Here is a 25,956-nt window from a genome sequence, read left to right as displayed (position 1 = left end):
GTGTTCGGGTTTTGTTAGTGCCGGGCCTGCTGCGGACCGTCATACTGGACCGCGTGCCGCACCGGGGCATTCGGGGCCCCGTAGCCGTCATAGCGGCCGCGGCGTTCCACCATTTCGAAGAACACGTTGCCCACGGTGGCGGTGTAGAAATGCAGGAATTCGCCGTCCGCGTCCCGGTCATACAGGAGGTTCAGTTCCTGCAGGGTCGCAAGGAAATCCGGCTCCAGCGCGAAACGGGCGTCCAGGTCCTCGTAGTAGTTGGCCGGGATCTGCAGGAAGTCGAGGCCGCGCTTTCGGCAGGCCCGTGCGGTGGCCACCAGGTCGTCCACCGCGAAGGCGATGTGTTCCTGGTAGCTCCTGCGCTGCTGCTGGAGAGGGGCCAGGTTCAGCACCAGGCGCACCGCACGGTCTTCGGTAAGCATTACTTGCGATCGGACCAGGCCGGTGGGGCTTGGCACTTCCGCGAACGGCTGCGGCTCCAGGGCCAGGGCACTGGTGTAGAACAGCACGGCCTCGTCGAAGTGCTGCCAGGGCTGGGCAAGGTTTACGTGGTCGATCACCGCGGAACCGGCAGGAGCAGGCAGCTCCAGCCCCTCGCCGAACTCATGGGTCCACGCGGCTGTTCCGTCGGCGCTGCCCTGGCACAGGAAGATTTCCGTGGAGTCCGGGGCCGCGAACCCTTGGAAGACCTCCTCGTTGGCCTGGCTTTTGCGGGGTACCACGGGGGCTTTGAGTTGCTGGGCCCGGGCGGAGGCAATCACCGGAGATTCGACGTCGAAGCCCAGAGCGGCAATGGCCGGAGCCGCCCCGTCCGTTTCCGGTGCCGCCTCGTTGATGATTACCCGGGCGTTCCCCATGGTCCAGAGCTGGACGTCCTTGGTGCGGTGCCGGCCGTTGAACCCGAAGCCCAACTGGCCCAGCAGCGTCTCCAGACCCTGGGTGTCCCCTGCCCTGACCTCGGCGAAGTTGTAGCCCGTGGGGTCGGCGACCTGTGGGAGCGTGGCAAGTTCCATGGGATACCGACGGCGGAAAGCGGCCCGGTTGCCGGCAGCAGGTCCAGCCGCGGCAGTGCCGGCAGCCGCAGCCGCAGCCTCCAGCCACTTGGCGCTCTGCTCTTCCAGCCAGATGAGCGAACGCATGGCGTCCACGGCGGTGCGTTCGACGTCGGACTGGCGGAAGACGTCGTTGAAGATTTCCAGGGATACCGGCCCCGCGTAGCCGGCACGGACCACATGGCCCATGAACTTGGCCAGTTCGAACTGGCCCTCGCCCGGGAACACCCGGTAGTGGCGGCTCCAGGACAACACGTCCATGGAGAGCTTGGGGGCGTCAGCCACCTGAACGAAGAAGATCTTCTCTGGATTGAAGGATTCGATGGGCGCGGTATCCCAGTCCCGGGACAGGATGTGGAAGGAGTCCAGGCAGGTGCCCAGGTTGGGGTGGTCCACCGCCTCCACCAGGCGGTGCGCGTGCTCGTAGTCGCTGACGTACTTGCCCCAGGCCAACGCCTCGTAGGCGACCTTAACGCCGTGCTCCCCGGCGAGTGCAGCCAGCCGGCCCAGCTGCTCCACCCGTAACTCGTCGCTGTCGATACTGGCGGTTGCCACGTTGGAACAGACCAGGATGGTGTCCATGCCCAGCCTGGACATCAGGCGGAACTTGGCCCCGGCCCGGCGGAGGTTGGCAGCGAGGAGGTCCTCACTGACACTGTCGAAGTCGCGGAACGGCTGGTAGAGGTCCAGCGTGAGGCCTAGGTCCGCTGCCATCTTGCGGATCTCCTCAGGCGTCAGCGAGGAAGTCACCAGATCCTGTTCAAAGATTTCAATCCCGTCAAAACCAGCGATGGCGCAGGCCTGCATCTTCTCCTTGAGGGTGCCGGAGAGGCATACGGTTGCAATTCCAGTGCGCATCAGGCAGCCGCTCCTTCTGACGCCACGAGCTCCAGGAAGTGCGCCCGCATCCGTTCCGCATCCGCTTCCCGGCCGGTGAAAATCCGGAATGCGTCCGCGGCCTGGCCCACGGCCATCCGGCCGCCGTCCAGCACCTGGCAGCCTTTGGCGCGCGCGGCCAGGACCAGTTCGGTGTCGATGGGGCGGTAGACGATGTCTGCTACCCAATGCCTCTGCTCCAGCAGTTCGAGGTCCAGCGGGGTGCCGGGATGCGAGGCCATTCCCACCGGGGTGCAGTGAACCAGGCCGTCGGCGAGGGCCATCAGGCGCGGCAGCTCCGCCGTCGGGCGTGCCGTGACGGTGCGGTCCGGGAAAAAGCCGGCCAGTTCCGTGGCGCGGGCGGCGCAGCGGGCAGGATCTGTGTCCACCAGGTCCAGCGTCTGGACTCCAGCGGTGAGCAGGGCGTAGGCCACGGCGGAACCGGCGCCGCCGGCTCCCAACTGGACCACGCGATCCAGGCGGGCAGCGGGCAGGCCAGTGGCGAGCGCGGATGCGAAGCCGGAGAAGTCTGTGTTATGCCCGATGAACTGGCCTTCCCGGATCACGACGGTGTTGACCGCACCCAGCTTCAGGGCGTCCGGCGTGACCTCATCCAGGTGTTGCAGGACCAGCTGCTTGCATGGGTGGGTGATGTTCAGGCCGTTGAAGCCCAGGCTGCGCGCACTGCGCAGCAGCTCGCCCACGGATTCTGCAGGAAGCCCAAGTTCCTGCAGGTCTATGGGGCGGTAGAGGTAGCGCAACCCGTGGACGTCGGCTTCGCGTTCGTGCATGGGCGGGGTGAGTGACGGCGTCACGCCATCGCCGACCAGTCCCACCAGGTAGGACTCAGTTCGATTACTCATCCGGGCAGCTCCTTTGGTACGGCACCTGGCGGGCCTTGTTGCACAGGGCAACCGCGGCGGGCCGGGCGATAGAAAGTACAGTACAGCAGATGTTCACTTCTTGCACTCTTGTTCTACATACGAACAATCGAATCCGATGACGCCGCATCTTCCAGGCTCTCGGGCCTGCACAGACGGTCCTCATCACCGCTGCGGCAGCCGAGCTGCAAGTTCGGCCGCTGCCGCCTGCAGCAGCGGAACGTGTGCCACCAACGCTTCAAGGCTCAACCGAAAAACAGGAACAGCCGTGGCAAGGGATGCGAATGCCTGCCCTTGGGAGTTAAGCAGCGGCACGGCGACGGCCCGCATGCCGATTTCGTTTTCCTCATCCATTACCGCGTAGCCCTGGCTGCGGACCCGCTCTATTTCGGCACGGAAAGCCTGCCGGTCCGTGATGGACCGCTCAGTTAGGGGCTTCAGCTCAAGCCCCTCCAGAAGAGCCTCCCGCTCGGAGTCCTCTGCGAAGGCCACCAGGGCCTTGCCCACCGCGGTGGTGTGCAGCGAGCCCAGATGGCCCGGATCACTGGTGACACGGAACATCTGCGGGCCGTCAACCTTGTTCACCGTGAGGTGGTGGTGGCCGTCCCGGACGCTGAGGATGGTGGCCTCGCCGGTCTCCTCGGTGACCCGGCGCAGGATAGGCATCGCCGTGCCTGCGAACCCGTGATGGTTGGATACCCGCTGGCCCAGCTGGAAAATCCGAAGCCCGAGGTGGTAGCGGCGGCCGTCCTCCTCATAGTCCACGAACCCGTCCCGCGTCAGTGAACCCAGCAAGCGGTACGTGGTGCTGAACGGTAAGCCGGCCCGCCGCGAAAGCTCGGCGGCAGTGGCGCCCCGCGGCTCGTCGCCAAGAAGGACCAGCAGGCCCAGGGCCTTGCCCACCATGTCCGTCCGGTCGGTCTTGACAGATGCGGCGCCGGCTTCAGTGCCGGACTCCACTTCCGTTGCGTCAGTCAGGTCAGTGGCTGTGTCTTGGTTCACACTCATGAGTCGATGTTGCCACATCGTGAGAACTATTTCTAGATGGTGATTGTTTTTCTTGACAGGTGATCCCACTCACAGTCATTATTGCTGTATCGCACCAGTAGCTCTCACCATGTGGCTACGGGTCCGTTTCCATGGGGCTATTGCCGCCTAGCACGTACCAGCCACCAACCCCGGCTGCGGCAGATGCGGCCCCAGATCCTAGCGTCACCATTCCGCGACAACGTAGTCACATCAAAGGAACTCCATGAGCCAGACACTTCCGTCCGCCGGGGCGGGTACTGCTACCCAAGGCGGGACACCTAAGAAGGCAGCCGTCGCCAGCTTCCTGGGCAGCGCCGTTGAATATTACGACTTCTTCATTTTCGGTTCGGCAGCTGCCCTCATCTTCCCCACGGTTTTCTTCCCGGATGCTGATGCCAATGCCGCCATCATGTCCTTCGCAACGTTCGGCTTCGCGTACGTTGCACGTCCGGTGGGGGCCGTTATTCTTGGCCATTTCGGTGACAGGGTAGGCCGGCGGAAGGTGCTGATGTTCACACTGCTGCTGATGGGCGCTTCCACCTTCCTTATTGGCTGCCTCCCTGACTTCAACACAGTCGGCTGGTGGGCGCCTGCGCTGCTGGTGGTGGCCCGCCTCTGCCAGGGCCTCTCAGCGGCGGGCGAGCAGGCCGGCGCTTCCTCCATGACCCTGGAACACGCGCCGGACAACAGGCGGTCCTTCTTCACTTCCTGGACCCTCACCGGCACGCAGGGCGGCCAGATCCTCGCAGCCCTCGTCTTCATCCCGGTGCTCGCACTGCCTGACGAGATCAAGTACGGCATCGGCTGGCGCATTCCGTTCTGGCTCAGTGCCGTGGTGGTAATCGTCGCGTTCTTCATCCGCCGCACCCTGCACGAACCGCCGGCATTCGAAGAAGCCCAAAAGACCGCCCAGATCTCCAAGCTCCCCGTGGCCGACCTCCTGAAGACCCACTGGCGCGACGTCCTCCGTGTGGTCTGCTGCGCCTTCATCGCCGCCGTCTCCACGGTGTTCGGCACACTGGCCATCAGCTACGCCAAGACCGTGGCCGGAGTGGACGGCACCACCACGCTGTGGCTCGTTGTCGGCGCGAACCTGGTGGCCTTGGGGACACAGCCGCTGTTTGGCATGCTGGCGGACAGGATCGGCCGCAAGCCGGTCTTCATCTACGGCGCAATCTCCAGCGCAGTCCTGACTCCTGTGTTTCTGCTCAGCCTGGAATCCGGCAGCGTGCTGCTGATGTTCCTTGCCGCGATCGCCTTCTTCTCCTGCGGCTACGCAGCCTCGAACGCCGTCTGGCCGTCCTTCTACGCGGAGATGTTCAGCACCAAGGTCCGCTTCTCCGGCCTGGCCATCGGCACGCAACTGGGCTTCCTGATGGCAGGCTTTGCGCCGGCCATCGTGGCAGCCATGGGCGGCATCAGGCCCGGCGGTTGGGTACAGATCAGCATCTTCACGGCCGTCATCTGCTCCATCGCAGCCATCTCGGCACTCACGGCCAAGGAAACATTCAGGGTCCCCACCCAGAAACTTGGTGTGAAGTAGCTCCGTCCCGCTCCCTGAAGGCTTGGCCCGGCGCCGTGAACAACGCGCCGGGCCTTCGCCGTGTCTCCAGAGGATCGAGGGCGAAGGAGACGTGCGGGCCCCGTAGTGATGGTTATGTTACGTTTTTCCCAGGCGCGCCTGCGGCGATGGGAACATGCGTCGTTCCAATAACAGGAGAGTTGCAGTTGGACGGCCTGCGTTGAATAGGGTCGGGGCGCTGCCTAGCGTTGAGAGTGATCGTCCGGACTGGTGCAACCACAACAAAGGCAGGACAGGCCATGACCACACAAGAACCGCGCCCCACCCAGGGCGCTGGTAGTCCTGCCTCCGGGCCTACATCGGGCAACCAGAACCGTTCCGCTGTTACAAGGGCAGGCATGGCCTGGGCCTCAACCCTGGCAGCACTGATCCTGCTGATACTCCTCATCATCTTCATCGTTCAGAACCAAAACGACGTCACGATCGCCTTTTTCGGTCTCGAAGGCACCATCGCCTCCGGAGTTGCCCTCCTGATTGCAGCCGTAGGTGGTGGCGTGCTGGTCGCCGTATCGGGCGCCGCCAGGATTCTCCAACTCAGGTCCCGCGCCCGAAACCAGCCGAAGATCTGACTGCTGGCGCTACCCCCGTCCGGTAGCGAGGACAGATGCCAGGTCGAAGCTGACCGGTTCCTCCAACTGGGCGTAGGTGCACGATCCCGGTTCGCGGTCCGGCCGCCACCGCACAAACTGCGCGGTGTGCCGGAACCGCTCCCCCTCCATGTGGTCGTACTTCACTTCCACCACCCGCTCAGGACGCAGCGGCACGAAGGACAGGTCCTTGCCGGCACTCCAGCGGCTGCCCTCGGCGTTCCGCGGCGTCCTGTCCCCCTCTTCCTGCCGGCCCCACGCCCACGGATGGCCGGCGAAATCAGTCACCAGCGGCTGCAGTTCCTCGAACAATTCACGACGGCGCTGCATCGGGAAGGCGCCGATCACCCCAACACTAGCCAGCGCGCCGTCACCGTTGTATAGCCCCAGCAGCAGCGATCCCACTGCCTTCGTGTCGTTTTTGTGAACGCGATAGCCGGCCACCACGCAGTCGGCAGTGCGTTCGTGCTTGATCTTGAACATCACCCGCTTGTCCGGCTGGTAACTCCCGTCCAGGGGTTTGGCGATGATGCCGTCCAGGCCGGCGCCCTCAAACTGCTGGAACCATTGCTGTGCAAGGTCCTTGTCCGGGGTTGCCGCGGTGAAGTAGACCGGGGCCGCCGCGTTCGCAAGCGCCTTTTCCAGGGCTTCCCGCCGCTCGGAGAAGGGGCGGCCTGAGTAGTCCTCGCCGCCGAGTGCCAGCAGGTCAAAGGCCACGAAACTGGCGGGTGTCTGCTGGGCCAGGAGCTTCACGCGGCTGGCTGCCGGGTGGATGCGCTGCTGGAGCATGTCGAAGTCCAGCCTGTCTCCGGAGGCGCCCACCATGACGATCTCGCCGTCCAAAACGCATTGCTGCGGCAGGTTCTCCTTCAACGCCGCCACCAGCTCCGGAAAGTAGCGGGTCATGGGTTTTTCATTGCGGCTGCCGATCTCCAGCTCGTCCCCGTCACGGAAGATGATGGAGCGGAACCCGTCCCACTTGGGTTCGTAGCTCAATTCCCCTTCCGGGATCCGGGCTACTGACTTGGCAAGCATGGGCTTTACGGGTGGCATCACGGGCAGTTCCATAGGCCCATTCTTGCCGCGCGGAGTTCCAGGGCACAAGGAATCGGTACAGCAATCGGCACAGCAAGGCGGAAAGGAGCCTCGGCAACCCTCGACACAGCACCACCCGGGACGGTAGTCATAAGGGATGGTTACTGTTGGCTTCCACGCATCGCACGAACAGATCAGTCCCGCACAGCTCCTCAAGGACGTCCAGCACGCTGAGCGGGCCGGTTTTGATGCCGCCATGTGCTCGGACCATATTGAACCCTGGTCCGCCCGGCAGGGACATTCCGGTTACGCCTGGTCCTGGTTGGGCGCGGCCCTGGCCACCACAAACCTGAAGTTTGGTGTGGTCACAGCACCCGGGCAGCGCTACCATCCCGCCATTACGGCCCACGCTTCAGCCACCTTGGCCGGCATGTTCCCGGGCAGGTTCTGGATGGCGACCGGCAGCGGCGAGAACATGAACGAGCACATCACCGGCGACGCCTGGCCGCCCAAGGAGGTACGCCAACGACGGCTGGAAGAGTGCGTGGACATCATCCGCCGCCTGCATCGCGGCGAGGAGGTAACCCACCACGGCCTGGTCACCGTCGAACAGGCCCGGGTTTGGGAGGTGCCGGACCCTGCTCCCCTGCTGATCGCCCCTGCTATCAGCGTCGCCACCGCCAAGCGGTCAGCGGCCTGGGCTGACGGGTTGGTCACCGTGAACCAGCCAACGGAAACCCTGAAGGAGATGCTGGCCGCGTACCGGGAGAACGGCGGAAAAGGCCCGACCATTATTCAGGTCCATCTGTCCTGGGCGCCACGGGAGGAAGACGCCGAGGCCTTCGCCCTGGATCAATGGCGCAGCAACACCTTCAGCCCGCCCGTCACCTGGGACCTGGCCACCGCCGGCCACTTCGACATCGTCAGCGAACACATCGGCATCGAGCAGGTGCGTAGCTCCGTCAATATCTCGGCCAGCCTCGACCAGCACGTTGAGTGGCTGGCCGGCTACCGGGATCTCGGTTTTGACGAGATGTACCTGCACTTTGTCGGCCAGGACCAAACTCCGTTCATTGACGCATTCGCCGGCGACGTTCTTCCGCGACTGCGCACGTCGGAAACAGTGGCCGTTGGCGCCTCCTCGGCTACCGGGTTTCCGGTATGAGGATTGCGGAGACCTCGGACCTCTGGTGGAAAAACGCCGTCATCTACTGCCTGGACGTGGAGACGTTTTTCGACGACGACGACGACGGCATCGGGGACCTCGCGGGCCTCGCCCAGCGCGTGGACTACCTCGCCGCACTGGGGGTCACCTGCATCTGGCTGATGCCGTTTTACCCCACCCCGGACCGGGACGACGGTTACGACGTCACCGACTTCCTCAGCGTCGATTCCCGGCTGGGCGACCTGGGGGATTTCGTTGAATTCATTCGCGCCGCCAAGGACAGGGGCATGCGGGTGATTGCGGACTTCGTGGTGAACCACACCTCGGACAAGCACCCGTGGTTCATCGAATCCAAAAAGTCCACGGACAACCCCTACCGCGACTACTACGTCTGGCGAAAAGACACCCCGCCGGATACATCGTCCGAAGTGGTGTTCCCCGGCGAGGAAACGTCGCTGTGGACCCAGGATGAGGCCACCGGCGAGTGGTACCTGCACATGTTCGCCAAGCACCAGCCGGACCTGAACGTCACCAATCCCAAGGTCCGGAACGAGATCGTCAAAGCCATGGGGCTGTGGCTCGAATTGGGGCTGGACGGATTCCGGCTGGACGCCGTCCCGTTCTTCCTGGAAACCCGCGGCCAGCCCAAGGACGAAGTGGCCGCCCTTGACCCGCACAACTACCTGGCCGCACTGCGCAGCTTCCTGAACCGCCGGAACGGTGCCGCCATCCTGCTGGGTGAAGTGAACCTGCCGTACAAGGAGCAGCTGGAGTTTTTCGGGACCGAGGGCAATGAGCTGAACATGCAGTTCGACTTCATGTCCATGCAGCACCTTTACCTGTCGCTGGCCAGGCAGGACGCCGGGCCTTTGGCGGAGACGCTTAAGAGCCGTCCGGCCTTGCACCCGGACAACCAGTGGGCCATGTTCGTGCGGAACCATGACGAACTCACACTGGACAAGATCAGCGACGCCGAACGCGAGGAGGTCTTCGCTGCCTTCGGCCCGGATGAGGACATGCAGATTTACGGCCGCGGCTTGCGCCGCCGGTTGCCACCCATGCTGGGCGGAGACCAGGAGCGGATCCGCATGGTCTACTCGCTGATGTTCACCCTGCCGGGCACACCCGTGCTGTTCTACGGCGAGGAGATCGGCATGGGCGAGGATCTGGGCCAAAAAGGCCGCAGCGCCGTCCGCAGTCCCATGCAATGGAGTGACGGTACAAACGGCGGATTCTCCGGCGCTGATCCGTCACGGCTGATAGCTCCCATGGTCAGCGGCGACTTCGGCCCTGACCACGTCAATGCGGCAGCAGCCAAGCGCGATCCCAACTCCCTGTGGAACTTTATGGCCGGCCTCATCCAGCGCTACCGTGAGTCACCGGAGTTGGGCTGGGGCCGGTTCGCGGTCATTGATCAGCCGGAGCACGCCGTTTTTGCCCACACCTGCACGTCCGATGGCGGGGCGCTGGTATTGCTGCACAACTTCGGTGAGGAGCCGGTGACGGTCAGCGCTGCCGTAGGCCCGGAGGACGGGTCACCCCAGGAGCGGCGCCTCAAATACAAGGGCTGCGTCCTGCTGGACCTCTTGGATGGCGACAATATCCCTTTGGAACCGGACGGCACCTTCACGGTGGAGCTGGGCCGCTACGGCTACAAGTGGTTCCGTGTCCACGAATCGGGTGACCGGCTGGCACCTTAGGCCTGCCTGGCGTCATACCAACCCAGGATGCGGCGTGCACGGAGGGTATTCCAGCGGCTGGGCTTGCCGTCGCCTTCTTCCATCTGAAAGTAGGCCAATCCCGGATGGGTGTTTTCTAACAGCCAGCTTCCATTGGGCTGCTGCTTGCTGCGCACCAGCTCGATCGCCTCCTCCAATCTCCTATCGACGGGCCCACCAACTGCCCGAAAGTAGTCGAGCCCGCGCAGGACGTCGTAGTGCCATTGCACCGGGAAGGAGAACTGCAACCAATCAGGGCCGGCGACCTCTCCAGTGCTGGCGCGCCGAAACAGCTTACGCGCCAGCAGATACTCTTCACCCCGGCGTCGGGCTTCGCCCACGGGCACCGGCCCGCCAGCGTATTCGTACTCCAGCAGTCCTTCCAGGACGCAGATGGTTGAGTGGAAGGAGGACCTGGTGGACCCTCTCTCCGCCTCGCAATTCCATCCCCCGTCAGCGAGTTGCCCGCCCAGTAATTTCACGACGATCCCATCCACGTTCTCGCCGAAGTATGCCCCGATCGAAACAGTGCTGCCGTTGATGCACGGCTCCACCTCGCCGTCGAAAAACGGCTCACCGGCGTACTCCCAGGTACTGTGCTCCCGGACGCCCTGCAACGCCGCGCGGACCATGGGGTTCGTGGGGTCTATGCCAAAATCCCGGAGCAGCCGAAGGGTAGGTAAAGTTGCGGTCCAGGGCTGGCCTTCCGGGTCGCCTACAACAGGCTGCCTCGGACGCCAATCGCGGGCCGGAAAGTAGGCTCCGCCTGCCCACTGGCCATCATGCTGCAGGTCAAGGAGCTTCTTCCCCCAACCAGTCTCTGCCACTCGTGACCGCTCTGCCGCGACGTCGGCGGCAGGGGCGTCAGTGAGATCGCGTAATACCTGCCAGCGGATTGCCGGATCGGCATCCAGAAGCCAGCCCTCATCGACGATCATGGAACCTCCCGCAACCCGGCCGCCTTTTCAAGGAGCCTTTCCGCCTCCGCCAGGATCCGGGCCGATGCCGCGGAGGCGGCCGTCACGGTCTGTCCCCTGGAAGGAAGTGCGACGGCGCTCCCTCCTCCTCCCTCCTCGGGCCGGCGGCCGGGGCGCACGCCTGTCCGGATGCCGCCGTCGTACGCCAGTTCCTGGTCCTGGATCCCGACGGCGAGATCGCTCATGAGTTCGGCATCGGCGGTGGTGGCGAGGTCGCTGCCGATGAGTTCGACCATCACCTTCAGCCCGGCCAGCCGACGCTGCGGATCGGCATCGTAAAGAGCGGCATCGATGGCCCACTGAGCCCGTTTCCACCACTGGTCCCGGCGGTCCGCCCGGAGCTTTTGCCGGTAGCTGAGGTATGCCACCAGCACTACACCGAACGTTGCCACGGGTGCCACGGCGGCGATGGCGGACAAGACCAGGTAAAAATCCTGCACAGGTTGCATGCCACCACCCTAAGCGGACGCCCGGACAGAAACGCCGGAAACGGTCTCGGTGCGAAGAACTAACCGGGCCCTTACCGGCGGGAAACGCGGCGGCAATATTCACGGTTCACACTGGAACTGCCGGCAGGAGCCGGCTCCGGCTCCAGTTCAGGAGGCACTGCCATGTTGAAGGATCCACGTGCACATGTAACCCGGGTCCGCGCCTTGGACCAGCTCCATCGCGGGGACCAGATCGAAGCCCGGATGTCGGTAGGTCCCGGTTACGACGACGTCGTGATCCGTCGCGGCAGCGTCCAGGAAACCGCGCCTGGCATCGGCGTCGTCTGGATCAACGACCACCTCACCGGAATGCGCAAGGCCATCAACACAGACGAATGCAGCGTCTGGAGGGTTGCCTGAAGGAATGCATGGAGGTTCCATGACGGTTGGTTGCGGGTGTAGTCAGTAAGGGCTGCCCGTACAACCTGCCAGTTAACCGCCTGCCACCGACTGGATGATCAGGAGTTCCTGCCCCGCCTGCACGGGTGTTTCCAGCCCGTCGAGCCGCCGCACCTCATTGCCGTCAACGTAGATATTGACGAAACGGCGGAGCGCGCCGGTCTCATCACGCAGCCGGCGCGCCAGGACGGGGTAGTCGGCGGACAGCGAATCCAGCACTGTCCCCACAGTTTCAGGACCCTCGACGGCGGCAGTCAAGGCGGGTTGTCCGCCTGCGAGCGGCTGCAGGACGCTGGGGAGCAGGATCCCGATGGACTGGTTGCCCGCCGCGCGCCCGGCAGCCATGGGCTCAGCGGTCATTCAGGCCACCGGCGCCGGGTGCACTGCCGATCACCGCTGCCCGGACGCACAGGACATCGGGCAGGTGTGCGGCGACTTCCCTGAAGTTGGCGCCTTCGTCATCGCTCGCATACACCGTTCCGCCGCGGGTGCCGAAGTACACGCCAGCCGGTTCGGCAGTATCTACTGACGCGGCGTCGCGGAGGATGCTGTTGTATTCGTGGTCCGGCAGGCCGGCATCAAGGCGGGTCCAGGTGCTGCCGGCATCATTAGTCCGGTGGACGGCGAGCTTGCCGTCCGGCGGGATCCTCTCGCCGTCGGCCTTGAGCGGAACCACCCAGGCCGTTCCTTCACGCCTCGGATGCGTCAGCATCACGAAACCAAAGTCCGCCGGCAGTCCCTCGGCGATCGATTCCCAAGTGTCGCCGTTATCGTTCGTCCGGTACACACCGTGGTGGTTCTGCGCGTACAAACGGCCGTCACCGCCGGCATCCGCGGCGATCTTGTGTACGCATTGGCCGAATTCCGGGTTGGGATCGGGCATGAAATACGCCGAAATCCCTTTGTTGCGGGCCTCCCAGGAGGTACCGCCGTCGAGCGAGCGGTAGACGCCGCCGGTGCTCATGGCGACGTGTACCTGTTCTCCGCCGGGATTCACGACGATCGAGTGCGCAGCCGCACCACCAAATCCAGCTCCCCACTCGGTGCGGTGGGGGTGGTCCCACAACCCGCGGTTCAGCTCGAAGTGTTCGCCGCCGTCGGTGGATTTCCACACTGAAATAGGTTCTGCCCCGGCCCACACGACGCCGGGCCTGGACTCCTTGTCCGGGTAGATCTGCCAGACCCGCTCCAAGGCCGCTCCGGTGTCCTCGGGGAAAGTGATGGCGCCGTTGTCCGGTTCGGTCCAGCTTTGTCCCAGATCGTCCGAGTGCGCAACGGTGGGCCCCCAATGTTCGGACCGCACGCCTACCATGATCCTGGTCCGCCCATCCCTGGTGTCGATCCCGATGCTGGGGATCTCACTCATCAGGAAATGCGGGCCCGTGAAGGACCACTCTTTCCGGTCAGGGCTGGTTGCCAGCCATAGTCCCTTTTTAGTGCCGATTGCCAGAAGGTACTTCTCATCGCCAGCCATGACCTCCATGGAACCACCAGCCCGCCACGCCCGCAATGATAATGCGACGCGAACCTGTTGCGCCTGCCTTCAGGCCACAGCTGCCCGCCTAGCGACTGGACAGCTCAGTCAACGAATTCGGACTGGGTCTCAATGAAATCCCAGTCCTTCTCCGTCAGAACCTTGGACGGATCGTCCGGATGCGGTCCGCCGGCCTCCGCGATGGCCTGGGTTACTTCCAGCGGCAACGTCTCGGCCCGGAGGTTTTCCCGAAGCCATTCCTTGGCGTCCATGCTGAGGTCTATCCACCACATGAAGATTTCCATGAGGATCATCCTTCCGTCGTTGTTGTTCTTACCCCACGTTAGGCCCGGCCGCTGGGCTGTTCAAGCGGTGTCCAGCCTTTGCTCGCCACCAAGACGCCTGTGACCAGCGCTTTCGTCTGCCCCGCATACCTGAGTACTCGTTTAGTCCACCAAGTAGTCAAAACATAAAAAACAAGTAGTCACTACTCGGGACACCTGTGGACGACAGCCCTAGCCTGAAATTGATTTCATTCTGGCCAACCGGGGGCAAGGTCGTTGCCTGGCAACTCACGGTGTGGCTGGAGCCCGCACACCGAAAAATGGAGACCGCCTTGAAAAAGATCCTAGCCCTAGCAGGAATTGGTGCCATTGCCCTGATGGGCTTTGCGGCGCCGTCCTACGCCATCCACGAAGAGGGTCACGAGCCCGGCGCGCAGATGATCACTTTCTGCCACGCGACCGGGTCGGCGACCAACCCTTACGAAGTCATCACAACGGATGCCGACTCCATTATCCGGTTGGGGCATGACGGCCACGATGAGGCTGTTGGCAACGGACCCGCAGGTGACATTATCCCGCCGTTCGAGCACAGTGGGGGCACTTTCGGTGGCCTCAACTATGACGCCACCGGCCAGGCGATCATTGATGCCGGATGTGTGGTCGTGACGCCCACAATAACGCCTACCGAGACGGTGACACCCACAATCACGCCCACGCCCACAATCACTCCCACGCCCACCGAGACTCCAAAGGAGCACAAGGTCAGCCTCTGCCACCGGACCGGCGCTGCGGGTCATCCCTACGAGTTCATCACGGTGGACTACCACGCCATTGCCGGCCCGAACGGGCACGATGGCCATAACCTCGTGGGCAACGGGCCCGTCGGAGACATCATCCCGCCGTTCACCTTCGGCGACGTAGTCTACGAGGGCAAGAACTGGACTGCGGAAGGCCAGGCGATCTTTAACAACAACTGCGTCGTGGTTGTTCCCGTACCCACCGTCACCACAACAGTTCCCGGACCCGTAGTCACCGAAAAGGTGCCCGGACCCGTCGTAAAGGTTCCCGGCCCCACCGTCGTTCAAAAGGTCCCGGGTGGTGTAGTCGTCAAGACCGCTCCTCCTGCGGCTGGACGTGGCTTCAACTCCCAGACGGCCGCCGGTGAATCCGAGGTAATGGGCAATACGACTCTCGCAGCCGGCATTGCACTCTTGGCCGGCGCCGCCGGACTCGCGTTCTACCGCCGCCAGACCAGTCGCTCACACTAAGCAGTGGCGCCGGTAGCTGCCGCTACCGGCTAACAAGGCAACAGTGGAGTCGGAGGCCCTGTCTCAGCAATGAGGCAGGGCCTGCGGCTTTCACCGGATAATGTCAATGTAAGGCAATTTTAGGATTACTCGATGCCGAATTTCTTAGGCAAGCGTGCGAACAGGCGACCGCTGGACGTTGCCATCCTGCTGTGCACGCTCATGGGCGTGCTGTTGCTGACCTTGCCGTCGCTCGTCTCCTGCTACGCCCAGGGTTCTCCTCCTGCCGCTCCGTCCATTTCCCAAACCACTGCGCCGCAGACCACTGCACCGTCATCCGCAACACCAACCGCGGCGTCCGAATCGCCCAGTGCCGCAGCTGCGGCACCTCCCGCAGAACCCCCACCTGCGCAGGAAGCCGCGCCGGCGGTTCTACCCCCAGCGGCAGCCCCGGTGCGGATCAGTTATCCCGACGCAGGTTTCGACGTCGTGGTTCATGCTCTGGCTCCCGACGCCCAGGCGTCAGCTACCCGGCAACTCAATCCGCCGGCCACACTGGATGGCTATTGGCTTACGCCGTACGGTGTGCCCGGGGCAGACTCCAGCGACACCACGTACGTGATCGGCCACAGCTGGACTGACAGGGACGCGCCATTCAACCACCTGAGCACCCAGGCCAGCGTGGGCGAAGTGTTCGATGTGCTCACCCAGACCGGTACTATTCAATACCGCGTGGACCGGATCGACACCTACGACAAGGACACGCTCAAGGACAGCCCCATCTGGGAGGCAGTACCGGGCAAGCTGGTCCTCATCAGCTGCTACACCCAGGATTTTTGGGGAACCAACGTCACAGTCACTGCCACTCCCGTACTGCAGTAAGGATTGCTCTGTTCAAGCCAGCCGCCGCAGAACAGAATGAAGTATGGCTGCTGAACACAATGACATGTCCGGTCCGCTGGTGGTGGGCGTCCGGCCCAACCAGCAAGGCGAAGTCATCCACACTGCCGCATCCCTGGCGCGCAAGCTTGATGTGGAGCTGGTCTGCGCGTATGTGGACGAAGCCAGCTACCTGGTCGAGTGGGATCCGCACCGCGCCACACACCGGTTGTCACTCCATCCGGAGAAGGAAGACGACGATGTCCGCACGCTGACGGAGCAACTGCAGTCTGCCCTGGGTCAGGCTCTGCAAGGCCACGGCATCGAGTGGTCGTTGCGTACGCTGGCCGGTGATCCGGCACGTGCGTTGGGGCGGCTGGCGTCGGACTGTGATGCCGCGATGATCATTGTAGGCACCCCCGAACACGGCTTGGGCCACCGGTTCAGCGAGATGCTCAACGGTTCTATCGCAGCCTGGCTCAGCCACCATCAGGCGCGCCCGGTACTGGTTGTTCCAGCTCCTTCCTAACCGGAAACTGCCTTGATTCCAGAGGGTTTTAGGGCACCTAGAAAGTAAAGCGAAAGTACTTATTCGCCGAGGTAGCGCAGTCGGCTACTGGGAAGTAAGCTAATTACTGCAGGAGAGAAAGCGCCGGAACGGCACCGGATCTTCAGCCCAAAATCTGCTCCGGAGTGCGTATCCCCCAATAACGCACTCCGGAGCTTTTTAATGCCCTAGATACTCGTCTCCAACGGAGGGCCCACGAATTCCTCGGCCCGGCCCCACTCTCCGAAGCTCCCCGCCAACCGCAAGAAACCTTCGCCCACGAACCCCTGGTGGACACTTGACGAATACCCCCTGGGGGTATACTGTCGGAGTATGAAAACACCCGAAGAAGTCGTCACCGCACCTGCTGAGGCTCCGGCATTCGAAGGACACGGCTACGCGTCCAACAAGGACGCCTACCTCCGCAGGCTCAAACGCATTGAGGGTCAGGTCCGCGGCATCGCCAAGATGGTGGACGATGACAAATACTGCATCGACATCCTCACCCAGGTTGCTGCCGTCACGAAGGCATTGCACGCCGTCAGCCTTGGCCTTGTGGAGGAACACATCGGCCACTGCGTAGTGGGTGCCGCCTCCGAACCGGACCCCGCGCTCCGCGCCGAAAACCTCGATGCCAAAGTCAAGGAAGCAAGCAGCGCTATCGGCCGCCTGCTGCGCTAGGCGCACCTACCTCGCGGCGCCCTACCAACCGATCCCCCAAGGAGTCATCATGAGCACCACTTCCACCACAGTCAGCGTTTCCGGTATGACCTGCGATCACTGCGTCTCTTCAGTGAGCGAGGAGATCGAGGCGCTTGACGGCGTCGAAAAGGTCGATGTAGACCTCAACCCCCGCGGTCTGTCCGCCGTAACCGTCACGTCCACCAGGGAAATTGCGCACGATGAGATCGGCGAGGCCGTAGCCGAGGCCGGCTACATGGTCGTAGACAACCACGCCTGACGACTTCTAATCCCAACGGAATCGAGCAAGCTGTGCGAAACGACGAACTCCTGCACCAAGCAGGAAGCAGGGTCATCGAACTCGATATCGAGGGCATGACCTGTGCTTCCTGCGTGAACCGCGTGGAGCGCAAGCTCGGCAAGCTCGACGGCGTGCAGGCCTCCGTCAACTTGCCCCTGGAATCCGCCCGGGTAACAGTGCCCGACGGCGTCACGGACCAGCAAATCGTAGATACAGTCCGTGCCACCGGCTACAAGGCAAAGCTTCGGGAAGCCGCCGCTCCCGGCCCCTCCCCCGAACCGAACACGTCTGAAGAGCATCTTCCTGGGGACCCCGGGGAGCCCGGAAGTCCAGCAGCCGCGACGCTCAAGCCGCGGCTGCTGTTGGCCGCGGTCCTGACGGTGCCAGTGTTCCTGATCTCCATGGTGCCGGCCTTCCAGTTCCCCCACTGGGGCTGGGTGGCGGGAGCCCTAACCCTCCCGGTGGTGACCTGGGCAGCGTGGCCGTTCCATAGGGCGGCTGCCGTTAACGCCAGGCATCTAGCCTCCACCATGGATACTTTGGTGTCCATCGGCGTTATTGCGGCCTACGCGTTCTCCGCGTGGCAACTGTTCGCGGATCCGCTACTGACAGCACACGCGGGCACCGAAGCAATGGGCGGAATGGCGGAGGCCGGCCTGTACTTCGAGGTCGCCGCGGTGGTTACCACGTTCCTCCTGTTGGGCAGGTTCCTGGAGGCGAGTGCCAAGCGCAGCGCCGGCATTGCCCTGCGCGCGCTCCTTGACCTAGGCGCCAAGGACGCAACCATCCTGCAGGGCGGATCAGAACACCGGGTTCCCGCCGGGCAGCTCCAGGTGGACGACGTCATTGTGGTCCGGCCCGGCGAGAAGATCGCCGCTGACGGCGTGGTGATCGACGGAAGTTCCGCCGTCGACGCTTCCCTGGTGACCGGTGAGTCCGTCCCTGTGGAGGTGGTTCCGGGCAGCAACGTTACCGGTGCAACCATCAACACTTCCGGCAGGCTGTTGGTTCGCGCCACCCGGGTGGGTTCGGAAACTACCCTGGCGCAGATGGGCCGGCTCGTGTCCCAGGCACAGTCGGGCAAGGCGCCGATTGCCCGGCTGGCGGACCGTATCAGTTCAGTGTTTGTCCCTGTGGTGCTTGTCATCGCGGTGCTGACCTTCGGCCTCTGGCTTCTGGTGGCCGGTCCGGACGTCACTGCCACAGAGCTGCAACAGGCATTCACCGCCGCAGTCGCGGTTCTGGTCATAGTCTGCCCCTGCGCCCTTGGCCTCGCTACTCCGGTTGGCCTGCTCACCGGGACCGGCCGCGGCGCCCAGTTGGGCATCCTGATCAAGGGGCCCCAGGTGCTTGAGGACACGCGCACCATCGACACGATCGTGCTGGACAAGACCGGTACCGTGACCAGCGGCCAGCTCACCGTGCACTCTGTCTTCAGCTTTGGCACGCTTTCCGAGGCTGAGGTGCTGCGGCTGGGCGGTGCCGTTGAAGCCGCTTCGGAGCACCCGATCGCCCGTGCAATTGCCGCTGCTGCAGCTGAAGCCGCGGCCGCGGATGCCGGCGGTGACAGGAACGACGGCGGCAGGTTGCCGGACGTGGAACGCTTCCGTTCCGCCGCGGGCGGCGGAGTGAGCGGTGAGATTGAGGGGCACACTGTAGTGGCGGGACGCGGTTCCTGGCTCCAAGAAAACGGGATCCATCCGGGCGACACTGAAGAAGAGGTCCTCCAGGAGGCAGAAGCTGCGGGTTCCACGGCCATCTGGGTGGCGGTGGACGGAACACCTGCCGGCATCATCGCGCTCCGCGACACCATAAAGCCTGGTTCTGCGGAGGCTGTTTCACGGCTCCGCGAGCTGGGTCTCCGCCCGCTCCTGCTAACGGGGGATAACGCCCAGGTGACCGCCCAGGTGGCGGCCGCCGTCGGAATTAACCCTGAGGATGTGTTCGCCGGCGTGCTGCCGGAGGGCAAAGTGGACGCCGTGCGTCGGCTGCAGGCAGCTGGAGCGACTGTAGCCATGGCAGGCGACGGCGTGAACGACGCCGCAGCCCTGGCTCAGGCAGACCTTGGCATCGCGATGGGATCCGGTACAGATGTGGCCATCGAGGCCGCGGATCTGACCGTGATGGGCAACGATCTGGGGCAGGTGGCCCAGGCGATAGGACTCTCGCGAAGGACGCTGGCCATCATCAAGACGAACCTGTTCTGGGCGTTTTTCTATAACGTCGTGGGCATCCCGGTGGCAGCGCTTGGCCTGCTCAACCCGATGATCGCCGGCGCAGCGATGGCAGCCAGTTCGGTGCTGGTGGTGGCCAATTCACTCAGGTTGCGCCGCTTTGGAAAGCCCGCTGCGGGGAATCAGGCTCCGGCAGGCAGGGCCGGTCAGGCCGCGCCGTAGCGCACGGCCGCGCGCGCTTTGGCCTTGACGGCTTCCTCGTCCCGGTTCTTCGGCGGAGCATGGGTCACCAGTGATTCCAGCAGGTGCTGTGTGATGTGGGCGATCTCGTGGACAGCCTGGTCAAACGCCTCCTGGTTGGCCTTGGAGGGCTTGGTGCTGCCGCTGATCTTGCGAACATACTGCAGTGCTGCCGCCTCAACTTCGGCAGTGGTGGCGGACGGTTCAAAGTTATGAAGGGTACGGATATTCCTGCACATAACCTCATGCTAGGCTCTGCGCCGCTCCGGCGCAGCTGATAGTGCCATGGTGGGGACTTGTGTATGGGTACTTGTGTCCATCGACAGTGCAGTCCTGGCCGGGATAGTTTTGCCGTAATGGATCTTCCGGATGAACCGGGGGGCCGCTGGGGATGCCGGAACTGGTTCGGATCCGATCACTTGTTAGATCTACGAAAAGGAGATACGTCATGGCTATTTGGGGTGCAGATATTGCTCAGCTGAAGGCTCTGGGCAGCAAGCTCAAGGCTGGTTCGTCTGAGATCGAGAAGCAGAAGTCCACGCTGACCAAGGTCCTCGAGGGTACCGACTGGAAGGGCCCGGACGCTGATAAGTTCCGCAGCGAGTGGAATGGCCAGCACGTTGCCTCCCTCGCCAAGGTTGCCCAGGCCCTCGAAGAGGCCGGCCAGAAGGCCACCAGGAACGCCAGCGAGCAGGAACAGGCTTCCCGCTAGCTTCCATTCTTCACAGCAAAATACTGCAGGCCCGGAACGTCACGTTCCGGGCCTGCACTATTTACTGGCTCCGCTATGCAAGTGCCCGGCTGACTCAGGGCTCAGCGCTTCCGGGCCAACTCCGGCCCCGGTTCCAGGGCCACGGCCTTGGGCAGTCCGCGAAGGTCATCCATGCGGACCAGCACCACGCCGCCAACAATCAGCAGGCCGCCCAGGAGCTGGATGGGACCGGGCAGTTCGCCCAACAACAGCCAGGCCCAGAGCACGGCGAACAGCACCTCGGTAAGCGAGATGAAGGACGCCACCTTCGAGCCAAGCCTCCTTGCAGCCGCCACGCCCGAGACGTAGGCCAGCACCGTAGCCAGGATCACCAGTCCTGCCAGCGGGACCCACCACGGGGTCAGCCACGGGCCAAGCTTTGTATCGGCAGTACTGAATGCCATGGGAACAAGCCCGAAAGCCGCGGACAGCCACATCACCACGGCACCAACAAGCAGGCCGCCGGCAGACAACACCAGCGGCGGCAGGGAGTGGTTCTCCTTCGCCGTGATGAAGAAGTAGATGGCCAGGCAGACAGCGGCAGCAAGCCCCCAAAAGACGCCAATGACGTCGATCTTTACCGCGCCTGTGAGGTCCAGGACCAGGATCAGGCCGCCGAGGGACAGCAGGGTTCCGGCCACGGTCATCACGCTGGGCCTGCGGCGACTGGCCACCCACAGCCACAACACAATCAGCACCGGGGCCAGGTATTCGAGCAGCAACGCGACACCTACCGAAAGCCGCGCAACAGCGTTGAAGTAGAAAAGCTGGCAGGCGGCCACTCCGATGAAGCCAAAGAGGACCACGGTGACCCAGTTGCCGGCCAGTTCCCGCCAGCGTCCGCGGAGCGCCAGTACCGCCGGGATTGCCAGGACGACGGCGGCGCCTGTGAGTCTGGCGGTTACGGCAGCTCCGGGAGTCCATCCGGTTTCAAGCAGCGCCTTGGCGAACGATCCGGAGGTGCCGAACACCGCTGAGGAGAACAGCGCGATGCCCAGGCCGGAGCCCAGGATTCCGCTGCCGGCCCCGCGCAGCGGAATCGCGGGACGTCTATCGATGGCAGGCATGGGCACCTCATGTCAGGAGTAAAGTGGGGTATTGACCCTGACACTACGCCCGGCCATGTAAGGAGTCAAGGTGATTTTTGCCCCTGACACGGAGGTTGCCCTCCGGAGTGTCGTCAACCTCATCAACACGGCGCAAAACGGTGGGGAAAAGCTGCGGACGGTGAAGGATCTTGACCAGTTCCTGGCAGCGGAAGGTTTCAGCGGCTCCCGGGAACACTCGGCGTCGGAGGTGGACAGCGTCCGCCTCCTCCGGACCGAGCTGAAACAGCTCTGGGAAGCTCCGGAAGAGCAGGTGGTGGGCACCGTTAACAGGCTTCTCAGGGCGGCAAATGCCCTGCCGCAACTAGTCAAGCACGATGCCTGGGACTGGCACTTCCACGCGACGACTCCAGACGCCCCGCTGGCCGACCGGATGAGCACAGAGGCAGCGATGGCCCTGGCAGACATCATCCGCAGCAAGGCCATGGACAGGATGCTGGTTTGTGCAGCGGCGGATTGCGACGCCGTACTGCTGGACCTTAGCCGGAACAGGTCAAAAATCTACTGCGGCTCCGCCTGCGCAAACCGGGCACACGTTGCCGCGTACCGGGCCCGGCTGGCAGCCGAGGCCTAGTCCGGAGCAGGCGGGCGGCCCCCGGAAACCGGGACGACAGGTGCGGGTCAGGCGCGGCCGGAGCCTTCGGCATCGTCATCCTCTGACGGGGCAGCGGCGGGAGCATCTCCATGGCCAGCACCCACACCGTGGCCGGGACGCTTTGCAGAACTCAGGTTGACGCCGGATCCCTTGCCCAGGTGCGGGGCGTTTTCCTTGTAGCTCATGGACAGCATGGCGGCGATGACCAGTGTCACGATGAAGGCAATGCCGGCGGCGGTGAAGGCGAGATCGAACCGCGCGGTTTTATCGCTGCCGCCCGAGGCGAAGATCAGCACCGAAACGAAGGTCACAACGGCTAACGCAGCGGAAAACATCAGCGGCCCCTTCACCGAGGTCCGCAGGCCGCGCGGCTTGCCTGGCTCCTGGTTTGCCACGATAAGTTCCTTCCTGGGGCGCGGCGCATGCCACGGCCAATGCTTGGTGGTGTGGGTGCACGGCGGCTTCCGCCGGGATATTTTCTACATCAGGTAGAACCGTACACTTCCAGTTTACGGCCTGCGTGGCGCCGACGCGGCTTCGTGCCTGATGGTGAGCCCGGACAGCATCCAGAGGACGCCGGACATAATGGCGCCGCCGCCCGCAACACCGAGGAGGGCGTGCGCGCCGAGCGCAGTGAAAAACGGCAAGGCAGCAGCTGTGCCGAGGGCGATGATGCCCGAAGTCAACCAGTCCCTGGCAAGGACATGACCCTTGCCCAGAACTCCGGCCGCAACCTCGGTAACGCCTAGGACGCCCAAGCCCACAGCGGCGACGACGGCGAAGAGCTGGTCACCCTGGAAAGCCAGCACTGCCACGCCTGCCGCAATCAAGGCTAACGCTCCGGTGGAGAGCAGCCTTCCGGCGCGCTGGCCGGCCAAACCGGCGTTTATGGCAACTTTGAGCAGCACGATTCCGGTGGCGCCGAAGTAGATGCCTCCGGCGATCGCCATTCCGGTAACCGAGGGTGTGGCCCAAAAAATGGTCAGGGCCCCGAACGCCAGGGCTGCCACCGCACGGTAGACGAGCGGTTTCCACAGTCCCGGCAGGGGTCCCGCGGCGGCGGGCAGGGATTCGGCAGGCACGGCTGATTGAGTCACCGCTCCAGTTTAGTCGCCGTTCAGTGCCCGCCCGCGCTTTAACCGGCGCCGAGCACCATCCAGCGGTTTGTCCGCGCGCGCAGGCCGAGGGTCACCGCGCGGGCCAGCATGTAACCCAGCGAGAAGGCAGCCCAGAGCCACACCAGTCCCGCTACGCCGCCGGTGGTTCCGGTAGCCACCCACCACACCAACGGCAGGTAGGCCAAGAGATTAACGACGCCGGCAAGTGCAAGGTACTTTGCGTCACCGGCGCCGATCAGCACGCCATCCAGGACAAAAACGTACCCGGCTATGGGCTGCCCGATGGCGACCACCCACAGTGCTGCCGTCAGCGCGGAGTGAACGCCGGCGTCGGGAGTGAACAGCACGGCAGTCCACGGGGCAGCCAGGGCCAGCAGCAGTCCGGTGACAACACCGAACCCCGTTCCCCACCGGATCATGGTGCGGGTCAGGTCCCGGGTCTTGGCGGCATTGGATGCCCCGAGCTCCTTGCCAATGAGCGCCTGGGCCGCGATGGCGATGGCATCCAGCGCGAAGGCAAGGAAGGAGAAAATCGTCATGGCCAACTGATGGGCCGCCAGGTTAATCGCACCTTGCCCGGTGGCCACCAGGACAGTGACCAGGATGGCAATCCGCAGGCTCAGCGTGCGCAGCATCAACCAGGATCCCACTGTGGTCATGGAGCGGATTCCACGCCAGCTTGGCAGCAGTCCCACACCGTTGCGGCGGGCGTGCCGCATCACGATGAACAGATAAACGGCGGCCATTCCCCACTGGGCGATGCTGGTGCCCATGGCCGAACCGGCTACGGATAAGTTGAAGCCGTACACCAGCACCAGATTCAAGACGATGTTCAACCCGAACCCGGCGGTGGCCACCACCAGAGGGGTACGGGTGTCCTGCATCCCGCGAAGCACACCCGTCCCTGCGAAGACCAGCAGCATGGCCACCAGTCCGGGCAGGGACCACAGCAGGTAGTCGACGGCGTATCCGGCCACCTCGCCCTCCGCCCCCATTAGTGCTACGAGGGGGCCGGCAGCGAAGAACCCGGCCGCTGCAAGGACGATGCCCAGCCCGAAAGCCAGCCAGACGCCGTCGCGACCTGCCTTGATAGCTTGCGCCAGGCGGCCGTCACCGATAGCCCTGGCAACGGCCGGGGTGGTCGAGTACGCAAGGAAGACCATCAGTCCAACGGCCGTGTGCAGCGCAGCAGAGGCAAGGCCGACACCGGCCAACTGGGCAACGCCGAGGTGGCCTACGATCGCGGAGTCGGCCAGCAGGAACAGGGGCTCGGCAATCAACGCGCCAAAAGCCGGCACCGCGAGCCGAAGGATCTCGCGGGCATGGCCGTGTGGTTTCGTGACGGTTGAAGACGGCGAAGGCATGATGCCAGCTTAATCGCGCGACCGGGGTAGATCCGCCACCAATTGACGGTTATTAGTTGACACTTAAACTATTTATCCGCAAGACTGAAGCCATGAACAAGACACCCCTGAGCGCCACCGCCCTTGCCGTCCTGCGCATTGCCCTCGGCTTCCTCTTTGTCGCCCATGGCTGGCAGAAGTTCACCGAATACACTATCGCCGGCACCCAGGCGTCCTTTACCCAGATGGGAATTCCCGCCGCCGAGATTGCCGCACCCCTCGTTGCCACGCTGGAACTGGCAGGCGGCATTGCCCTTATCCTTGGCATCTTCACCCGCATTGCCGCCGCCGCCCTGACTGTCAACATGCTGGGCGCCCTCTTCCTGGTACACGCCTCCGCCGGTGTTTTCGTGGGCAACGGGGGATACGAGTTGGTCCTGATCCTTGGCACAGCTTCCCTGGCACTTGCCCTCGCCGGAGCAGGCCGGTTCTCTGTGGATCACGCACTCTTCGCCCGCAAGGGCTCCCGGTTCAAGGCGCTGGCCTGACCTGCAGGCCACTCCGCGACTCAAACCAGTAAATAGTGCAGGCCCGGAACGTGACGTTCCGGGCCTGCAGTATTTTGCTGTGAAGAATGGGGACTAGCGGGAAGCCTGTTCCTGCTCGCTGGCGTTCCTGGTGGCCTTCTGGCCGGCCTCTTCGAGGGCCTGGGCAACCTTGGCGAGGGAGGCAACGTGCTGGCCATTCCACTCGCTGCGGAACTTATCAGCGTCCGGGCCCTTCCAGTCGGTACCCTCGAGGACCTTGGTCAGCGTGGACTTCTGCTTCTCGATCTCAGACGAACCAGCCTTGAGCTTGCTGCCCAGAGCCTTCAGCTGAGCAATATCTGCACCCCAAATAGCCATGACGTATCTCCTTTTCGTAGATCTAACAAGTGATCGGATCCGAACCAGTTCCGGCATCCCCAGCGGCCCCCCGGTTCATCCGGAAGATCCATTACGGCAAAACTATCCCGGCCAGCACTGCACTGTCGATGGACACAAGTACCCATACACAAGTCCCCACTCCAAGCGGCTAGGAATCGTCATAAACGGTGGTTTACCCACAACATCTAACAGAAGCGCACGTAATTTGTGAGAAAACGTTTGCTCACAACGCGCAGCAGTGGTACTAATGTGAGCGTAAACACATTTGGAGTGGAGGCCATTCCGCAGAGACGCGGAGTTGGCAGCAACCCCTCACGCCGTGAAGACAACGGCACCCAGCAAGGAAGCAAGCCGGGCACACCATCACAACCGCACGTCACTCCGGCCCGGATTTGAAACGTTACAACAGGAGCGGCGTCATCCCCATCAAAGGAGATGCACGTGAGTTATCCCCCAAAGCAGGCAGGAACAGCAGCCCAACCGCCGTCGACCGCCGCGCCC

Annotated in this window: 29 protein-coding genes; 14 read left to right on the top strand and 15 right to left on the bottom strand. The window is 63.7% G+C overall.

Going from position 1 to position 25,956, the window contains the following annotated elements:
* Positions 1-14 precede the first annotated feature (14 nt).
* From AC50X5_RS09915 to AC50X5_RS09905, 3 genes are all read right to left on the bottom strand, one after another.
* Entirely contained in the window at positions 15-1,910 is a 1,896-nt protein-coding gene (locus AC50X5_RS09915; RefSeq protein WP_494975900.1) for a bifunctional sugar phosphate isomerase/epimerase/4-hydroxyphenylpyruvate dioxygenase family protein, read from the bottom strand.
* Entirely contained in the window at positions 1,910-2,791 is an 882-nt protein-coding gene (locus AC50X5_RS09910) for a shikimate dehydrogenase (RefSeq protein ID WP_494975899.1), read from the bottom strand. The genes AC50X5_RS09915 and AC50X5_RS09910 overlap by 1 nt, the downstream gene beginning before the upstream one ends.
* A 183-nt stretch (positions 2,792-2,974) precedes the next feature.
* On the bottom strand, positions 2,975-3,715 hold the full coding sequence (locus tag AC50X5_RS09905) for an IclR family transcriptional regulator (RefSeq protein ID WP_494976089.1): 741 nt from the start codon (positions 3,713-3,715) through the stop codon (positions 2,975-2,977).
* Between the two features lie 346 nt (positions 3,716-4,061).
* Here AC50X5_RS09905 and AC50X5_RS09900 point away from each other — a divergent pair, with 346 nt between their 5' ends.
* Together AC50X5_RS09900 and AC50X5_RS09895 are read left to right on the top strand one after the other, a co-directional pair.
* Positions 4,062-5,381 carry an MFS transporter gene (locus tag AC50X5_RS09900; protein ID WP_494975898.1) on the top strand — a complete coding sequence of 440 codons (1,320 nt, stop codon included), beginning with the start codon at positions 4,062-4,064 and terminating at the stop codon, positions 5,379-5,381.
* A 278-nt stretch (positions 5,382-5,659) separates the two neighbouring features.
* Positions 5,660-5,989, top strand: coding sequence for a LapA family protein (locus AC50X5_RS09895; protein WP_494975897.1), 330 nt, complete (start codon positions 5,660-5,662; stop codon positions 5,987-5,989).
* A gap of 9 nt (positions 5,990-5,998) precedes the next feature.
* Here the strand turns inward: AC50X5_RS09895 and AC50X5_RS09890 are convergent, their stop codons facing one another.
* Positions 5,999-7,075 carry an ATP-dependent DNA ligase gene (locus AC50X5_RS09890; protein WP_494975896.1) on the bottom strand — a complete coding sequence of 359 codons (1,077 nt, stop codon included), beginning with the start codon at positions 7,073-7,075 and terminating at the stop codon, positions 5,999-6,001.
* Between the two features lie 124 nt (positions 7,076-7,199).
* On the opposite strand from AC50X5_RS09890, the gene AC50X5_RS09885 reads away from it, so the two are divergent.
* Both AC50X5_RS09885 and AC50X5_RS09880 read left to right on the top strand, forming a co-directional pair.
* Positions 7,200-8,207: a TIGR03885 family FMN-dependent LLM class oxidoreductase gene (locus AC50X5_RS09885; protein WP_494975895.1), complete on the top strand. Its 1,008-nt coding sequence runs from the start codon at positions 7,200-7,202 to the stop codon at positions 8,205-8,207.
* A complete protein-coding gene (locus AC50X5_RS09880) occupies positions 8,204-9,907 on the top strand; it encodes an alpha-amylase family protein (protein WP_494975894.1) in 1,704 nt (567 codons plus the stop codon). Before AC50X5_RS09885 ends, AC50X5_RS09880 begins: the two co-directional genes overlap by 4 nt.
* On the opposite strand, the gene AC50X5_RS09875 is transcribed toward AC50X5_RS09880, so the two are convergent.
* Together AC50X5_RS09875 and AC50X5_RS09870 are read right to left on the bottom strand one after the other, a co-directional pair.
* Complete coding sequence (locus AC50X5_RS09875; protein ID WP_494975893.1) at positions 9,904-10,863, bottom strand: prenyltransferase/squalene oxidase repeat-containing protein; 960 nt, start codon at positions 10,861-10,863, stop codon at positions 9,904-9,906. The two genes, AC50X5_RS09880 and AC50X5_RS09875, sit on opposite strands and share 4 nt — an antisense overlap.
* Positions 10,860-11,351, bottom strand: a complete 492-nt coding sequence (locus tag AC50X5_RS09870) for a hypothetical protein (protein WP_494975892.1) — start codon at positions 11,349-11,351, stop codon at positions 10,860-10,862. Before AC50X5_RS09870 ends, AC50X5_RS09875 begins: the two co-directional genes overlap by 4 nt.
* 162 nt (positions 11,352-11,513) lie before the next feature.
* Here AC50X5_RS09870 and AC50X5_RS09865 point away from each other — a divergent pair, with 162 nt between their 5' ends.
* The gene (locus AC50X5_RS09865) at positions 11,514-11,750 is read left to right on the top strand and encodes a hypothetical protein (protein WP_494975891.1); all 237 of its coding nucleotides are present in this window, start codon (positions 11,514-11,516) and stop codon (positions 11,748-11,750) included.
* 72 nt (positions 11,751-11,822) lie between these two features.
* Here the strand turns inward: AC50X5_RS09865 and AC50X5_RS09860 are convergent, their stop codons facing one another.
* From AC50X5_RS09860 to AC50X5_RS09850, 3 genes are all read right to left on the bottom strand, one after another.
* Positions 11,823-12,149: a MoaD/ThiS family protein gene (locus tag AC50X5_RS09860; RefSeq protein ID WP_494975890.1), complete on the bottom strand. Its 327-nt coding sequence runs from the start codon at positions 12,147-12,149 to the stop codon at positions 11,823-11,825.
* A complete protein-coding gene (locus tag AC50X5_RS09855) occupies positions 12,139-13,272 on the bottom strand; it encodes a WD40/YVTN/BNR-like repeat-containing protein (protein ID WP_494975889.1) in 1,134 nt (377 codons plus the stop codon). Before AC50X5_RS09855 ends, AC50X5_RS09860 begins: the two co-directional genes overlap by 11 nt.
* 95 nt (positions 13,273-13,367) lie before the next feature.
* Complete coding sequence (locus AC50X5_RS09850; RefSeq protein WP_463935812.1) at positions 13,368-13,568, bottom strand: hypothetical protein; 201 nt, start codon at positions 13,566-13,568, stop codon at positions 13,368-13,370.
* A gap of 311 nt (positions 13,569-13,879) precedes the next feature.
* On the opposite strand from AC50X5_RS09850, the gene AC50X5_RS09845 reads away from it, so the two are divergent.
* The 6 genes from AC50X5_RS09845 (at position 13,880) to AC50X5_RS09820 (ending at position 19,598) form a co-directional block, all read left to right on the top strand.
* Entirely contained in the window at positions 13,880-14,815 is a 936-nt protein-coding gene (locus tag AC50X5_RS09845; protein ID WP_494975888.1) for a hypothetical protein, read from the top strand.
* 132 nt (positions 14,816-14,947) lie between these two features.
* Positions 14,948-15,676, top strand: coding sequence for a class F sortase (locus AC50X5_RS09840; protein ID WP_494975887.1), 729 nt, complete (start codon positions 14,948-14,950; stop codon positions 15,674-15,676).
* 43 nt (positions 15,677-15,719) lie between these two features.
* Positions 15,720-16,202 carry a universal stress protein gene (locus AC50X5_RS09835; RefSeq protein WP_494975886.1) on the top strand — a complete coding sequence of 161 codons (483 nt, stop codon included), beginning with the start codon at positions 15,720-15,722 and terminating at the stop codon, positions 16,200-16,202.
* 351 nt (positions 16,203-16,553) lie between these two features.
* Positions 16,554-16,901 carry a metal-sensitive transcriptional regulator gene (locus AC50X5_RS09830; protein ID WP_494975885.1) on the top strand — a complete coding sequence of 116 codons (348 nt, stop codon included), beginning with the start codon at positions 16,554-16,556 and terminating at the stop codon, positions 16,899-16,901.
* A 49-nt stretch (positions 16,902-16,950) separates the two neighbouring features.
* The gene (locus tag AC50X5_RS09825; protein WP_494975884.1) at positions 16,951-17,181 is read left to right on the top strand and encodes a heavy-metal-associated domain-containing protein; all 231 of its coding nucleotides are present in this window, start codon (positions 16,951-16,953) and stop codon (positions 17,179-17,181) included.
* A gap of 32 nt (positions 17,182-17,213) precedes the next feature.
* The gene (locus AC50X5_RS09820; protein WP_494975883.1) at positions 17,214-19,598 is read left to right on the top strand and encodes a heavy metal translocating P-type ATPase; all 2,385 of its coding nucleotides are present in this window, start codon (positions 17,214-17,216) and stop codon (positions 19,596-19,598) included.
* Here the strand turns inward: AC50X5_RS09820 and AC50X5_RS09815 are convergent.
* Positions 19,583-19,855 (bottom strand): DUF2277 domain-containing protein, encoded by a 273-nt coding sequence (locus AC50X5_RS09815; RefSeq protein ID WP_494975882.1) that lies wholly within the window; start codon positions 19,853-19,855, stop codon positions 19,583-19,585. The two genes, AC50X5_RS09820 and AC50X5_RS09815, sit on opposite strands and share 16 nt — an antisense overlap.
* Positions 19,856-20,064: 209 nt before the next feature.
* Here AC50X5_RS09815 and AC50X5_RS09810 point away from each other — a divergent pair, with 209 nt between their 5' ends.
* The gene (locus tag AC50X5_RS09810) at positions 20,065-20,328 is read left to right on the top strand and encodes a hypothetical protein (protein ID WP_493983327.1); all 264 of its coding nucleotides are present in this window, start codon (positions 20,065-20,067) and stop codon (positions 20,326-20,328) included.
* Between the two features lie 101 nt (positions 20,329-20,429).
* Here AC50X5_RS09810 and AC50X5_RS09805 read toward each other — a convergent pair whose 3' ends face one another.
* The gene (locus AC50X5_RS09805; protein ID WP_494975881.1) at positions 20,430-21,434 is read right to left on the bottom strand and encodes an EamA family transporter; all 1,005 of its coding nucleotides are present in this window, start codon (positions 21,432-21,434) and stop codon (positions 20,430-20,432) included.
* A 70-nt stretch (positions 21,435-21,504) separates the two neighbouring features.
* On the opposite strand from AC50X5_RS09805, the gene AC50X5_RS09800 reads away from it, so the two are divergent.
* Positions 21,505-22,047, top strand: a complete 543-nt coding sequence (locus tag AC50X5_RS09800; RefSeq protein WP_494975880.1) for a CGNR zinc finger domain-containing protein — start codon at positions 21,505-21,507, stop codon at positions 22,045-22,047.
* Between the two features lie 47 nt (positions 22,048-22,094).
* On the opposite strand, the gene AC50X5_RS09795 is transcribed toward AC50X5_RS09800, so the two are convergent.
* The 3 genes from AC50X5_RS09795 to AC50X5_RS09785 form a co-directional block, all read right to left on the bottom strand.
* The gene (locus AC50X5_RS09795) at positions 22,095-22,463 is read right to left on the bottom strand and encodes a hypothetical protein (protein WP_494975879.1); all 369 of its coding nucleotides are present in this window, start codon (positions 22,461-22,463) and stop codon (positions 22,095-22,097) included.
* A 114-nt stretch (positions 22,464-22,577) separates the two neighbouring features.
* Positions 22,578-23,165, bottom strand: coding sequence for a hypothetical protein (locus tag AC50X5_RS09790; protein WP_494975878.1), 588 nt, complete (start codon positions 23,163-23,165; stop codon positions 22,578-22,580).
* Positions 23,166-23,203: 38 nt separating this feature from the next.
* Entirely contained in the window at positions 23,204-24,550 is a 1,347-nt protein-coding gene (locus AC50X5_RS09785) for an MATE family efflux transporter (RefSeq protein WP_494975877.1), read from the bottom strand.
* A gap of 92 nt (positions 24,551-24,642) precedes the next feature.
* On the opposite strand from AC50X5_RS09785, the gene AC50X5_RS09780 reads away from it, so the two are divergent.
* Positions 24,643-25,077, top strand: a complete 435-nt coding sequence (locus AC50X5_RS09780) for a DoxX family protein (RefSeq protein ID WP_494975876.1) — start codon at positions 24,643-24,645, stop codon at positions 25,075-25,077.
* Between the two features lie 93 nt (positions 25,078-25,170).
* Here the strand turns inward: AC50X5_RS09780 and AC50X5_RS09775 are convergent, their stop codons facing one another.
* Positions 25,171-25,434: a hypothetical protein gene (locus tag AC50X5_RS09775; protein WP_493983327.1), complete on the bottom strand. Its 264-nt coding sequence runs from the start codon at positions 25,432-25,434 to the stop codon at positions 25,171-25,173.
* Positions 25,435-25,956: the final 522 nt, after the last annotated feature.

This window comes from Pseudarthrobacter sp. MDT1-40-2 (assembly GCF_059383595.1).
The sequence above is the reverse complement of the archived record's forward strand: the minus strand, read 5'-3'. Positions and strand labels throughout refer to the sequence as shown.